Consider the following 13,430-nt stretch of genomic DNA (forward strand, 5'->3'; position numbering starts at 1 on the left):
GTGCTATTGTAACAATGGTCGATAGAGCTAGCAGATTTACTATTTTAGCCAAGTCTATAGATAGAACAGCTAATTCAATCAATAGAATATTGTACAAAGTATCTAATGGTCATAAAATATTAACAGCTACATTTGATAATGGTAAAGAGTTTGCTAAACATAAGAAGCTAACTAGCAAGACTGGCATCAAAGTATTCTTTGCTGATCCATACAGTCCTTGGCAAAGAGGTACTAATGAAAACATGAATAGGTATATCAGACAATTTATACCTAAAGGTACTAACTTTAACAATATATCTCATCAATACATTAGAAGTTACAGATAGACTTGAATAATAGACCTAAGAAATGTTTAAATTACTTGACACCTAATGAAGTACATTTTGGTATCTCTATAAACATTGAGAATACAATCTAGCTAACATATAATATTTAACTATAAACTATATTGTTTTATAAGAAATATATCGGAGTGCAAAAATAAAATAAAAATAGTAAAAACAACAGAATTATAAGATATCAGGAGGTCTTTATGATCACTAAGCCATGGACAAAAAACTATCCCGACAAAGTTCCTCTAAATATAGACATTCCTAATATTACTCTAAAAGATATGCTTGAAAAAGCTACTAAAGATTTCAGCAATAAAAATGCTCTTAGCTGTCATGGTGAAAAACTAACTTTTGATGAGATTAACAGCTACGCAGACAAATTTGCAGGATATCTCCAAAACAAATGGAAATTACAAAAAGGTGATCATATTACTATTATGCTACCTAATTTATTGCAGTTCCCAATTGTTATTTTTGCTTTGGTAAAACTTGGCTGTGCTTTTGTAGATATAAACCCACTTTATACAAGTAGAGAAGTCAAAGGAATACTACAAGATTCAAAAGCTAAAGGAGTAATTGTACTATCTGGACTTGCACATAATGTTGAAGCTATAGCTGACGAATGTGAAGATCTAAAATATAAAATGGTTACAGATATTGCCGATTTATATCCTACTCCAAAAAAACAAATAATCTCCTTTGTAGTCAAATATATCAAAGGCATGAAAGATAAATACTCAAAAAATAAATTTGATACATTTACAGATGCTATAAAAGCTGACTATACTCCAAACTATAGAGATATTGGATTAAAACCTGATGATATAGCGGCTTTACAATACTCTAGTGGTACAACAGGCACCCCTAAGGGTACAATACTTCTACATAGAAACATTGTAGCAAATATCTATCAAGTAAAAGCATGGACAGAGGGCTTTGATATTGAGCTTGGTGAGCAAATTGTTCTAACTGCTCTACCAATTTATCATATATTTAGTTTAACTCCTAATCTGTTTCTATTTTATTGTTTTGGTGCTTTTCAAATACTGATACCTAATCCTAAAGATATCAAAAGCTTAGTAGCTGAGATGAGAAAAAGTAATTTCTCAACTATATTTGCTGTAAATACTCTGTACATTGCGCTCCTGAACAATAAAGAATTTAGACAAAGCAAATTTGCTAATTTTAAACTTTCAATAAGTGGTGGCATGCCGACCTCTGAAGCTGTAGCTAAAGAATGGAAAAAAATCACCGGTGTAAATATTAAAGAAGGATATGGCCTATCAGAGATGTCGCCTGTTGTAACTGTAAACTCATTACTTGAAGAAGATTTTAGTGGTAGTGTTGGATTTCCATTACCAAATACTGATATCGAAATTTATGATGATAAAGGTAATGAACTACCACAAGGCGAAACAGGAGAAATATGGGTAACCGGTCCACAAAAGTCACCTGGATTCTGGAGTCTACCAGAGATTAATAAAGAGCATTTCACTGATGATGGTTGGCTTAAGACTGGAGATATGGGCTATCTTGACGAGCAAGGTCGTCTAGTAATATCAGGACGTATTAAGCACATGATTATAGTGTCAGGGTTCAATGTTTTTCCTAAAGAAGTTGAATTGGTATTAACTGAAAAAGAAGAGATTGAGGATGCCGCTGTTATAAAAGGACACTCTAACGAAACTGGTGAAATGCCTGTTGCTTTTGTTGTACTAAAAAATGACAAAAAACTTACCGAAAAAGAAATTTTTAAATACTGTGAAACTAAATTAGCTCATTATAAATTACCTAGAAAAATAATTTTCATAGATGAGTTACCAAAAAATACTGTCGGAAAAATAGATGTAAATGCATTACAAAAAGAATATGTTGAAAAATATGAAAATAAATAACTAAACAGCTTTTTGCTTAAGGAGCTAAAGATGTTCAACAAAATTTATAATATTGCAAAAAAGGCTACTCCTAGTATTTCTCAAACTGAACAAACTGCCCTAAATGCTGGTGACAATTGGTTTGAACAAGATATATTTCAAGGTAAACCTGACTTTAATAAACTACATAGTTTAAAAAAATTTGAGCTAACAGCTGAAGAAAAATCATTTTTAGATAATGAAACAACTGAACTATGCAAACTAATCGATGATTGGAAAATTAATTATCAAGACAAAGATCTAAGTATTGAAGCTTGGAAATATATGCGTGAAAAAGGCTTTTTAGGCATAGTCATTAGCAAAGAATATGGTGGTAAAGGCTTCTCAGCAGCAGCTCACTCAGAAGTGGTTATGAAACTAGCAACCAAAAGTGTCACTGCAGCAATCACGGTGATGGTACCTAATTCACTTGGACCTGGTGAGCTTCTAGTTCACTATGGTACAGATGAGCAAAAAGATCACTATTTACCAAGATTAGCCTCTGGTCAAGAGATACCATGTTTTGCTTTAACAGGACCAACAGCTGGATCTGATGCGACTTCACTACCTGACTATGGTATTGTCTGCCATGAAGAATTTAATGGCAAAAAAACTTTAGGTATCAAACTAAAGAATATTAATAAACGCTATATTACATTAGCTCCTATTGCCACTTTAGTTGGTTTAGCTTTTCAACTACAAGATCCTGATGGCTTACTCGGTGAAACAGGTAATGAAGGTATAACATGCGCTCTACTACCATATAATCACAAAGGTTTAGAGATTGGTAGACGTGGTTTTCCTCTAGGTCAAGCTTTTATGAATGGCTATATCAAAGCTAAAGACGTCTTTATGCCAATTGACTGGATAATTGGTGGACAAAAAATGGCTGGTGAGGGTTGGAGAATGCTAGTTGAGTGCTTATCTATAGGTAGAGCTATTTCATTACTAGCATGTGGTACAGCCAATACATTAATGTCAGCTGTAATGACAGCAGCTTATGCAAGTGTGCGTGAACAGTTCAAAGTTCCAATTGCTCAATTTGAAGGGGTCCAAGAAAAACTAGCTGAAACTGCAGGGCTTGCCTATATTGCCAATGCTACCCGTCAATTTACAGTTGCTGCTGTTGATAGTGGTTTGCGACCATCGGTATCATCTGCAATTGCTAAATATCATCTAACTGAGATGGGGCGCACAACGATCAACAACGCTATGGATATCCACGGTGGCCGAGCAATCATTATGGGACCAAATAACTATCTAGCTATTCCATATATGGCAACCCCTATTGGCATAACAGTTGAAGGTGCAAACATTATGACTCGAAATCTAATGATCTTTGGTCAAGGTGCGATGAAATGTCATCCATATATTCGCAATGAAATAGAAAGCCTAATGAATGATGATGAAGAAAGATTTACAGACAACTTCAAAAGTCATTTCAAATATATGGCTCTGAATGGCTCGCGCACTCTTTGGTATGGTTTAAGTGGAGGCTTTACAGCTCCTAGCTACCCTTCTAAATTTAAGCGTTACTATCGCTATATCTCACATATGAGTACTGCTTATTCTTATATCAATGATATTTCAATAACAGTATTAGGTGCTGGCCTAAAACGTAAAGAGAGATTATCTGCTCGCTTGGGAGATATCATGAGTTATCTATATATGGCAGTTGCTGTGTTGAAATACTATAAGGATACAGGAGAGCCTCAAAGTGATGATATCTATGTTGACTGGAGTATTCAGCACTGTCTATACCAAGCTCAACAAGCGATGTTAGACTTATTTAGAAATTTCCCAAATAGAATATTTGCTACTAAGATGAAGCTTTTTGTTTTTCCTTATGGTAAAAAATTCAGAAGACCATCTGACAAGCTTGAAGCACAAATTTGTAAATCATTAGTGAGCAATAGCGATACTAGACAATGGATGAAAGACAAGTGCTACATACCAAATGATGATAATGATCCGATTGGTAGAGTTGAGAACGCTTATCTTGCATCACTAACTACACAACCTATTAAGAAAAAAATCATTGATGCTATCAAGACTGCTAAGCTACCAAAAGCAAGCTGGCAAGACTCTATTGAAATAGCTTTAGAGAATAAAATAATCTCTCAACAAGAGGCAGATATTGCTAATGAGATGCTCACAAAGGTTAATAATATAATTCAAACAGATGAGTTTGACGATTACGCTTTAGGACCTAAAAATGCTCATCCAGAATGGCAAAAAAATAGCGAAAAATAATATGTACCAATGTTATTTCATTTAAATAACGGAATCTAAAAACGATGTATAAAGCAGCATCGGGAGGAAAATATGACAGAGTTAGAGAAAAAGTTTGAAGAAATGTTGATAGCTGTTCGTGATGCAACTATTGATTCCAAGCCTGATAATAGTCAAAAGCTAAAGCTATATGCTTTTTATAAACAAGTAAAAGAAGGTGATAATAATACAAAAAAACCTTCTGCTTTGAAAATGGTTGAACGTGCTAAGTGGATGGCTTGGGATGCGATTAAAGGTATGTCAAAAGAAGATGCTATGCGTGGTTATCTAAAGGTTTTTGGTGATGAGTATCTTCCAGCTGGAGAAAGTGATAATAGTTCGGATAGCACTATAGCAAATAAGTTAGAGCCAGTAGAGAGCAAATCACAGCGTAAAGCTATTGATAAAATCGCTGTACTTGGCGCTGGAACTATGGGAGCACAAATTGCTGCTCATTTTGCAAATGCTAGATTCCCAGTTGTATTATTTGATTTAAAATCACAACAAGGTAGTGCTAATGCTATTATTAAAGATTCACTAGCAAAGCTTACTAAACTTAACCCTGAGCCTTTTGGTTCAAAAAATTCTATCAAATATATTACTCCAGCAAATTATGAGGATAATCTTGAGCTTTTAGCAGATTGTGACTTAATCATAGAAGCAGTAGCCGAACGTATAGATATCAAAGAGAGTCTTTATTCTAAAATCTCTAGTCATATCAAAGAAAATGCGATTTTAGCATCAAATACTTCTGGTTTAAGTATCACAAAGCTAGCTGAAGTATTACCAGAGAATCTCAAAGTTAATTTCTGTGGTGTACACTTTTTCAATCCACCTAGATACATGCCATTAGTTGAGCTGATTCCTCATGCAGATACTAATTCTGAAATCTTGGATAAACTAGAAACATTCTTAGTTGAAAAGCTTGGTAAAAGTATAATTCGCGCAAAAGATACTCCTAACTTTATCGCTAATAGATTAGGTGTCTTTTCAATGCTTGTAACTTGCTACTATACAGAGCAGATGAATATACCTTTAGAAGTTGTAGATGAGTTGACAGGTAAAAAACTAGGGCGAGCAAAAAGTGCAACATATAGAACTGCTGATTTGGTTGGTTTAGATGTGTTATCTCATGTTGTTGAAACTATGAAAGATAGTCTCGAAGATGGTTGGCAAAAACTATACAACACACCTAACTGGATTCAAAATCTAATCAACTCAGGTTCACTTGGTCAAAAGACTAAAAAAGGCTTATACATCAAAGAATCTGACGGTATCAAAGTACTTGATTTAGATACTAATGAATATCGCCCTTCTGATAAAAAAGCTGATAAAGAAGTCTTAAATATACTAGCTGAGAAAGATTGGAGCAAAAAATTAGAAGGTCTGCGTAATAGTGATAATCATCAAGCTCAATTTTTATGGGCAACTTTTAGAGAAATGTTTTTGTATGCTGCTCATCTGGTTGGAGATATTTCAAATTTCTCTAAAGATATGGATTTGGCTATTCGTTGGGGATTTGGTTGGAAACAAGGTATTTTCGAGATATGGCAACTTGCTGGTTGGCACAAAGTAGCAAGTTGGTTAAAGGATGATATTTCAGCTGGTAAGGCATTATCAACAAATACTCTACCTAACTGGGTTGATACTCTTGATATCGGTGTTTATCAGAATAATAAAGAGTTTAGTTTTAAGGATAAAACGCTAATATCTCGTGATAGCCTAGATGTTTATAAGCGTCAACTATTCGCAGATAATATAGTTGAACATACTAGCACTTTAGCGACACAAACACTGTATGAAAATGATGGTGTCAAACTATGGCAAATTGACGACTATAGCAATATCGGAATACTATCATTTAAGAGTAAAATGTGCGCTATTGGTGATGATGTTTTAGATGGTATATCTGAATCTATCAACTATGCTGAAGAAAATCTTGATGGTCTTGTCATTTGGCAAGAACAAGATGTATTTTCGGTAGGTGCCAACTTAGAAGAATTTGGTATCAAATTTGCAATGAATGGCGAAGCAGCTATCGAAGAAGTAATCCGTAAGGGTCATAGAATTATCAGTAAAAAATTACGCTATAGCAAAATACCTGTTGTTACAGCTGTCAAAGGCTTTGCTTTTGGTGGTGGTTGTGAAACTATCTTGCATAGTGATGCTGCTGTTGCTGCGTATGAAAGCTATATTGGTCTTGTTGAAGCTGCTGTGGGAATTATCCCTGGTTGGGGTGGCTCAAAAGAAATGGCTGTTAGAGCATCTCAAGCTCAAGATCACTGGAAAGACTTTGAAAATCGCTATAAAAACCTTGTTCTTGCTCAAGTTGCAAAAAGTGCATATGAAGCAAAAGAATTAGGCTTTTTGCGTGATGATGACATAATCGTGATGAATACCAAAGAAATCCTACTTGTAGCAATTAAAAAAGCTCAACTTATGGCTCTAGCTGGCTATCAACTACCTCTGAAACAAAAAGTCCCTGTATTTGGTGAAACTGGTATCGCTACAATCAAAGCCCTACTAGTAAATCTGCGTGATGGTAATCAAATATCTGAACATGATTATAAAATTGCAGTAAATTTAGCAGATACTATGTGTGGTGGTCAGATAGAAAAAGATACCGAGGTTTCTGAAGATTGGCTACTAGAAAGAGAGCTAATAAACTTCAAGGAACTTGCAATATCTGAGAAGACAGAAGCTAGAATGAAATATATGCTAGAAACTGGCAAACCACTAAGAAATTAAGGAGTAATTGACATGAGTGAAAACGTATATATAGTCGCTGCAAAACGCTCTGCTGTTACAAAAGGTAAAAAAGGTGGTTTTGCAAAAAAACGTCCTGATGAATTATTGGCGGATGTACTTAGAAAAACTGTTGCTGAAGCTAATATTAATCCTAACGATATAGAAGATATAGTTGTCGGCTGTGCTATGCCTGAAGCTGAACAAGGCTTGAATATTGCAAGAATATCATCTCTTTTAGCAGGACTACCTAGTACTGTTCCTGCTTTTACAATCAATCGCTATTGTAGCTCTGGATTACAGTCAATTGCTATTGCAGCAAATGAGATTGCTCAAGGTAATATCGATGTTGCTATCGGCGCGGGTGTTGAGAGTATGAGTATGATTCCTTTTGGTGGTAACAAGATGTCTTTTAGTAAAGAAATCTTTGCTAAGGATGAAAATGTTGCCATAGCTTATGGCATGGGCATCACTGCTGAGATGGTTGCTAAAAACTGGAATGTGTCACGACAAGATCAAGATGCTTTTGCTCTTGAGAGTCATCAAAAAGCTATCCATGCTATCGAAAATGGTTATTTCAAAGATGAAATATTATCTATAGATGCTGATCATAACAAACCTGATGAAGCCACTGGCGAAATTGTAAATCACAAGCAAACCATAACTGAAGATGAAGGCGCTCGAAAAGATACCTCACTAGAGGCATTAGCTAAACTAAAACCTGCTTTTGCAAATGGCGGATCTGTGACTGCTGGTAATAGCTCACAGGTATCAGATGGTGCTGCAGCTGTAATTTTAGTTAGTGAAAAATACCTAAAAGAGCACAACCTAAAACCTTTAGGTAAGTTTCTAGGGTTTGCTGTAGCTGGTGTTGATCCACGCATTATGGGTATTGGCCCAATCAAAGCTATACCAAAAGTACTCAAGCAAACTGGTTTAGATATCGATAATATTGACTGGATTGAGCTAAATGAAGCTTTTGCAGCTCAGTCACTAGCTGTGATTAATGATTTAAAACTTGATAAGAATAAAGTTAATCCTTGTGGTGGAGCTATTGCCTTAGGACATCCTCTTGGTGCAACTGGTACTATACTAACTGTCAAAGCGTTACATGGACTACAACGTACTGGTAAAAAATATGCTATGATTACGATGTGTATTGGTACTGGTATGGGTGCAGCTGGTATTATTGAAGCTTGTTAGCAGCTAATAATCCTAAACATTAATGTAAGAATAACTAAATATCCAATAGGTTAAACTAAAATGATAAATTTAGATGATTATAAACCAATTGATTTTCCATGGAATTTCACTTGCTTTAGTGACATAGCCAAGAATCCTCTTGGTGTAAAGTTACCTTTGTATCATATTGGTGAACATATGTATACAAAGTTCAAATGTCTACCAAATCATGTCGGTTGGGATAATGTTATTCATGGTGGTATTATCGCACTTATATGTGATGATATTCTTGGCAAGCATGTTTTAAGTATTAGTAAGTCATTTTGTATGACCCGTAACTTAAATATCAAATATCTAAAGCCTACCTATAGTAAAATAGCACATATTTTCAAAACTACTGTAATTCATAAAGGTCATACTACTGTGTGGATTAAAGTTAATATTTTCAATGAAAAAGACGATCTATGTGCCTATGCTGATGCAGACTTTGCGCTCCTAGAAGAGCATCATGCTAAACAAAAAGATATCGCAAGCTATAAGCTTGATGATTTAGTGACACATCTTAAATAAGCTCTTTATTTGTCATTTCTGGCAAAAATTTATACACAATAAATATAAATGCAACTATGCAAGCTCCCATGAAATATAATACAGGAGCATAACCATAATTATGAGTAAGATCTAAGAATCTCGAGATAAACATACTTTCTATTAATGCTTTTGAAACAAGAGCTACAGATATCCCTATACCACGTATATGTACAGGTAAAACTTCCGATAATACCAACCATATACACACTCCAGGACCTACAGCTCCTCCAAATACAACAATAATCAACATCAGAAGACCTAAATTATTATACCCAGCTGTTATACAAAAGATCATTGTAAATATAGATACAAATGAAATTAATAACCCACTAATAATAAGTTTTCTTCGACCAATAACATCAACAAGGAATAATCCAAATACAGTAGCTATAAGATTGACTAATGTCATTGCTGTACCATAATAAGTAGCATCACAATTACTACAACTACTGAGTTGACCAAACATAGTAGGACCATAACTTATAAAGACATTGATACCAACAAAACCATTTAAAACCGCCATTAAACTAATCAGTATTACAGATAAATAGTATTTTTGTTTGATAACAATTTTAATAAACTCAACAAAACCTTTTTTATTTTTTTCGGTTAATGAATGCTGAACTTTGAGAGCTAATTGCTCACTAATAGTTAGTGCCTGTTCATTTCTGCCCTTTAAAATTAACCAAGATGGTGAAAATGGTGCTATTAAGCTAATGATGAAAAGTAAAATTGAAAAAGGGATAGCGCAAGCAAATATCATTCTCCAACCAAAGCTTGCGACAAATAAGCTTGCAAAAAAGTTAGCTAAAAAAATTCCAGAAACTAGTGATAATTGAAATATAGCCATCGCCCTACCTCTAAACTTAGCTACACTAGTTTCAGAGATATAAACAGGAATTACCGTCAACAAGAACCCAATCGACACCCCCTGTAGAAGTCTTGATAGCATCAAAGTTGTATAAGTATTGATACCATCATCAATATCATTGATACTGTAAATAGAAACGCCCCAAAAGCTAAAATATTTTTTCTACTAAAGATATCCATTAATGGTCCTGATATTAGCTTTGAGAGCAAAGCTCCAAAAAACACAATACCAGCTATCTCAGATAGTTGTGTAAGATTAAGAGATAACTCCTCTTTAATAACCGGTAATGTTCCTGATATCACTCCAATATCAAAGCCTGAGCATACGCCAATTAAAACTATCAAAGCTATAACGATTTTTTGGTATTTAGTTACTAACATTAGACCCTCTTTATAAAAAAATAGATACTTAACAACTAAGTAATAAACATATAACTATAAAGATATACTAAATAGAACTAAAGTTTTATAAGAAACTATAGGAAAAGATAATTTATTTAAGAATTTGTTTTATATGTAATTATTTAATGATTAACTTTTTAGCGCTTTATAGATGATATCTTTGATTTCTAATCTTTGCTTTTTCAACTCTTCTAACTGCATATCTTCAAACATGCCTGAACTTTCAAGATTATATATTTTCTTATCCAAATCTTCATATTTCTTCATTTGATTACTGATATGATGATTTTCTTTCATGTTATGTAACTGTTCTCTTAATTCAGGAAACTCTTTAACTAATGGATGATGTTCTAACATTGTAGATACTCCTTATTTTTATTGATTAAACAACTAATATACTCATGTGGCAATAAATGCACATACTACAAGCATACTTAAGTTATATATATTTTCTCACATCTGCTAAAGATTGTTCAAATTTAATTTGTCCATTCTCATAATAAGTCTCAAGAATTGAGTCGCTATGGTATTCTCCTATAGCATACTGATCACCTAGAACTATTGTTTGATAATTACCTTTAGCATCTTTAATCAAATCTAGACGTCCTTGTTTAGATTTCTTTGTAGGATCTGTGATAGGCTCTTTTTTAACTCCAATTAAAGAGTCCCCACGTTTGATTGCTGAGCATTTAATAGCAAACTTGAAACTATCTCTATTTATAGATGATTCATGATTTCCTTGTAGCAATGCTCCACCCATACCAAAAGCTATATTCTCAGCAGAAAAGCCATTTTTTTTCATCGCCGATAGTATGCTCTTTGCTAAACTAAGACTCACTCCATCGCCCTGTATCAAGGCTACTCTCTCTAAAACTTTATACCCCTTAGCATTTACACTACTACCATAAGCTTTTTCTAGTTCACTAAGAGCATATAAGATATTATCTATAGCATCTCCTGAATCAGGTCTAATTACCAAGTTTGCTTTTTTAGCTTTGACTTTATCTTTTAAATCAATCCAAGTTTGTATTGCTTGTTTGAAGTCCCAACTATCCGAAACACAAGCATATAAAATACTATTATCTCCAAATTGCTCAATCATATTCTCAAAGGCTTGGCGCTCAGACTCTGAACCAATACCCCAGCTAGTCATTGTTGAGTGCTCACTTGCAGGAATCGAATAACCCGCCATATTTTCATGATAATACTCTTTACAAACTTGTAGTGCTGCTAAGGTATCTGTTCCTAGAAAATTAGTCAGATGTGCCGCTCCACCAATCCCAGCGGACTCCTCTGATGAAACGCCTCTATAGCCAAAATCATGAAGCATAAATTCTAGCTTATCGAGATTATCTGCGGTTTCTAGAAGATATTTTTTGATTAGTTTTTTGATATTAAAACTGATAGTTGCAACTGTAGTTGGATACCATACTTTCAAAAGTAGTGTCTCTAGTAGTCCAGGCAACCAAAATAACTCTGGATCAGTACTTTCTATAGTCATCAACACATTATGTAAGGGTACTAGACTCCCCTCTCTAACCGCACGAATCCTAACTGGAAAATAACCATTATACTTTTTTAAGATTTTCTCAAAGCCTTCTCGATAAAATACCAAACCATGAGCTTTTAGAATTTCTTCAGCTTCATCTATCATTTCTAATGTAATTGGCTGAGCTAAGTATTTTTTGATGTAATACTGTAAGCCAAAAAATCTAGTATGCGTAGCAAATCACTATTTACAGTGCCACGACTTTCTAAATAAAAAAAATAATTGGCATCCTTAGGATACTGATAAGGATGTGAATGTTTATAACTATCAGTCATTAATATCAGGTTGTTTCTATGCATCAGATATATATAAAGAGAAACTTGTAAGATAATGTTATCAAAAGTTTTACAGATAAACTATTTTTGAGTTAGATTTTTTATACTGCCTTCAACTAATCTTATTAGTTTTGACATGTATTTAAGCGAGATTTCTGTTTTATCAATCAAAGGATTATATTCTGCTACTTCAAAACACACTAAACTATTAAAATTAATTTTCTCAATAGTCTTGTAAAAAACTTGTGGGTCTATACCATTTTCAACTGGAGTTCCTACAGCATCAAGGTTAGTAGGATCTAAACCATCTAAATCAAAACTAATCCCTACATTACCCTCTGTAACCTTCTCAAGACGCTCAAATTCTTGTAAAAATAGCTCTTCAAAGTTTCTATCAGTTAAATCGGTTTGATAATAAACTTTAACACCTAGTTTTTCCAAAAGTTCTCTTTCTGGCTTTTCATAAGAACGAATCCCAAAGAAAACAATATTCTCAGGCTTTAACTTAGGATTATCATTTAGTACCTTTGTTAATTCCTCATGACCATATCCTAAAAGATGTGCTACAGGCATACCATGGATATTACCAGTCTCAGAAGTGTCTGGTCTATGACTATCCATATGCGCATCAACCCAAATCAAACCAAGCTCTTTTTTCTGATCTTTAAGGTAGTCATAAACCCCACTCCATGTACCTATCGCACATGAGTGATCTCCTCCTAGAGCCAAAGGAAACTTACCTTCTTTGAGAATTTCTGATACTCGTTGAGCAACCTTAGTAAAATACTTACCCATAGTAGGTACTTCTGCTCTTCCACCAATATAATTGATGATTTTAGCATCTATGCGCCTATCTCTTAACTCATTCAACAAAGCATATGGTGCTCTTCCGCAACCAATTTCTCTGCCAGCATTACCAATAGCTATTCCTACTGCTTCTACTTTTTTCATCTTATCACTCCAATATTAGCTAGATTGTATTCTGAAAGTTTTAAATAGTTGAAAGAGAGTTCCAAATATGGTTTATTAGGTTTTGACGAAACTAAAATAAACGATAAGGAACTAAAAAATGCCAAAGCACTTAACTCTTTCAAATAGATATTGTATAGAAGAATTACTTAAATTAGGATACCAAACATCTCAAATAGCCAATAAAATTGGCTATAGTGAAAGAGCTATAAAAAAGGAACTTAATCGCACTAGTATAAATAGTGACTATAATGCTGAGATAGCACAGAAGCTATATCAAAGCCGCAGAACTTCAAATAATCATAAGCTATCCTGTAAAGTTAAAAAGCTA

8 protein-coding genes and 3 pseudogenes are annotated in these 13,430 nt (G+C 34.0%); 7 read left to right on the plus strand and 4 right to left on the minus strand.

Features of this window, described 5'->3' with window-relative positions; all coding sequences use genetic code 11:
• From F8C69_RS04870 to F8C69_RS04895, 6 genes and pseudogenes are all read left to right on the plus strand, one after another.
• Positions 1–418, plus strand: a pseudogene (locus tag F8C69_RS04870) (IS30 family transposase); the annotation flags it as partial.
• Positions 419–532: 114 nt separating this feature from the next.
• Entirely contained in the window at positions 533–2,227 is a 1,695-nt protein-coding gene (locus tag F8C69_RS04875) for a long-chain-fatty-acid--CoA ligase (protein WP_159184404.1), read from the plus strand.
• Between the two features lie 30 nt (positions 2,228–2,257).
• Positions 2,258–4,498 (plus strand): acyl-CoA dehydrogenase, encoded by a 2,241-nt coding sequence (locus tag F8C69_RS04880; RefSeq protein ID WP_159184405.1) that lies wholly within the window; start codon positions 2,258–2,260, stop codon positions 4,496–4,498.
• Positions 4,499–4,570: 72 nt separating this feature from the next.
• Positions 4,571–7,264, plus strand: coding sequence for an acyl-CoA-binding protein (locus tag F8C69_RS04885; RefSeq protein WP_159184406.1), 2,694 nt, complete (start codon positions 4,571–4,573; stop codon positions 7,262–7,264).
• Positions 7,265–7,276: 12 nt separating this feature from the next.
• Positions 7,277–8,464, plus strand: coding sequence for an acetyl-CoA C-acyltransferase (locus F8C69_RS04890; protein ID WP_159184407.1), 1,188 nt, complete (start codon positions 7,277–7,279; stop codon positions 8,462–8,464).
• A gap of 60 nt (positions 8,465–8,524) precedes the next feature.
• Positions 8,525–9,013 carry a PaaI family thioesterase gene (locus F8C69_RS04895; protein ID WP_159184408.1) on the plus strand — a complete coding sequence of 163 codons (489 nt, stop codon included), beginning with the start codon at positions 8,525–8,527 and terminating at the stop codon, positions 9,011–9,013.
• Here F8C69_RS04895 and F8C69_RS04900 read toward each other — a convergent pair.
• The 4 genes and pseudogenes from F8C69_RS04900 to F8C69_RS04915 form a co-directional block, all read right to left on the minus strand.
• Positions 9,006–10,285: pseudogene (locus F8C69_RS04900) on the minus strand (MFS transporter). The gene F8C69_RS04895 and the pseudogene F8C69_RS04900 sit on opposite strands and share 8 nt — an antisense overlap.
• 150 nt (positions 10,286–10,435) lie before the next feature.
• Positions 10,436–10,663 carry an HP1242/YdcH family protein gene (locus F8C69_RS04905; RefSeq protein ID WP_004287256.1) on the minus strand — a complete coding sequence of 76 codons (228 nt, stop codon included), beginning with the start codon at positions 10,661–10,663 and terminating at the stop codon, positions 10,436–10,438.
• 82 nt (positions 10,664–10,745) lie between these two features.
• Positions 10,746–12,154: pseudogene (locus F8C69_RS04910) on the minus strand (nicotinate phosphoribosyltransferase).
• Positions 12,155–12,211: 57 nt separating this feature from the next.
• Entirely contained in the window at positions 12,212–13,081 is an 870-nt protein-coding gene (locus F8C69_RS04915) for an arginase (protein WP_159184409.1), read from the minus strand.
• A gap of 118 nt (positions 13,082–13,199) precedes the next feature.
• Here F8C69_RS04915 and F8C69_RS04920 point away from each other — a divergent pair.
• The coding region (locus tag F8C69_RS04920) for a helix-turn-helix domain-containing protein (RefSeq protein ID WP_159183974.1) at positions 13,200–13,430 on the plus strand (231 nt) is incomplete at its 3' end.

Origin of the sequence: Francisella noatunensis subsp. noatunensis (genome assembly GCF_009823375.1) — a bacterium.
In the GTDB taxonomy this organism is placed as follows: Bacteria; Pseudomonadota; Gammaproteobacteria; order Francisellales; family Francisellaceae; genus Francisella; species Francisella noatunensis.

Excerpts from the sequence above, each read along its gene's own strand:
- F8C69_RS04885 (WP_159184406.1), top strand. The coding sequence starts at position 4,571 with ATGACAGAGTTAGAGAAAAAGTTTGAAGAAATGTTGATAGCTGTTCGT.
- F8C69_RS04905 (WP_004287256.1), bottom strand. The coding sequence starts at position 10,663 with ATGTTAGAACATCATCCATTAGTTAAAGAGTTTCCTGAATTAAGAGAA.
- F8C69_RS04895 (WP_159184408.1), top strand. The coding sequence starts at position 8,525 with ATGATAAATTTAGATGATTATAAACCAATTGATTTTCCATGGAATTTC.
- F8C69_RS04915 (WP_159184409.1), bottom strand. The coding sequence starts at position 13,081 with ATGAAAAAAGTAGAAGCAGTAGGAATAGCTATTGGTAATGCTGGCAGA.
- F8C69_RS04875 (WP_159184404.1), top strand. The coding sequence starts at position 533 with ATGATCACTAAGCCATGGACAAAAAACTATCCCGACAAAGTTCCTCTA.
- F8C69_RS04890 (WP_159184407.1), top strand. The coding sequence starts at position 7,277 with ATGAGTGAAAACGTATATATAGTCGCTGCAAAACGCTCTGCTGTTACA.
- F8C69_RS04880 (WP_159184405.1), top strand. The coding sequence starts at position 2,258 with ATGTTCAACAAAATTTATAATATTGCAAAAAAGGCTACTCCTAGTATT.